General features: G+C 38.5%; 1 protein-coding gene. It reads left to right on the plus strand.

Translation table 11 applies throughout. The features are described 5' to 3' along the window. Window positions 1-234: putative Ig domain-containing protein (locus HMPREF3264_RS12180; RefSeq protein WP_141764505.1), on the plus strand; the 234-nt coding region annotated here is incomplete at both ends.

Here is a 234-nt window from a genome sequence, read left to right on the forward strand (position 1 = left end):
AGCAACAGATAATAGTGGCCAAGCTGTGACCAACAAAGTAAGTGATCTACCTGACGGAGTAAGTTTCGATAGTGAGACAAATACGATTAGTGGTACACCAACAAAAGTAGGTAGCTATCCAATTACGGTAACAACAACAGATGCAGAAGGTAACGTAACAACAACGAACTTCACAATTAAAGTTGTAGACACGACAAAACCAATGGTGACATCAATTAAAGATCAAACCAAAGA

The organism is Staphylococcus sp. HMSC62A08 (assembly GCF_001839105.1).
Lineage (GTDB): Bacteria > Bacillota > Bacilli > Staphylococcales > Staphylococcaceae > Staphylococcus > Staphylococcus caprae.